Raw genomic sequence first — 265 nt, 5'->3', positions numbered from 1 at the left:
CTGCGCGAGGTCAACGCCCTGCTAGGTTTCACTCGCGTGGAAGCGCCCGAGGAATCGAATGATCCAAACGAGCGCGCGCAGATGGCGGGCCTCGCGCGCCGCAAGCCGGATTGGGTTCCGGCGAATCAGGTTCACGGCGAGGGCATCTTCATCCAGTTCGATGAAGCGGCGCTGCGTACGTGGGAGGCGCATGCTGGCGTCAAGCGTGTGGATGCAATGCTCGAAGGTGGTCATCGCGGATGGCGCAATTCGCGCCACCTCGATC

At 63.8% G+C, this 265-nt stretch carries 1 protein-coding gene; it reads right to left on the bottom strand.

From position 1 onward, the window contains the following. Positions 1-21: 21 nt before the first annotated feature. Positions 22-265: hypothetical protein (locus SB816_RS32385; RefSeq protein WP_410548295.1), on the bottom strand; the 244-nt coding region annotated here is incomplete at its 5' end.

This window comes from Achromobacter sp. SIMBA_011 (assembly GCF_046535435.1).
Taxonomy (GTDB): domain Bacteria; phylum Pseudomonadota; class Gammaproteobacteria; order Burkholderiales; family Burkholderiaceae_B; genus Achromobacter; species Achromobacter dolens.
This window is presented reverse-complemented; position numbering and strand designations above follow the sequence as displayed.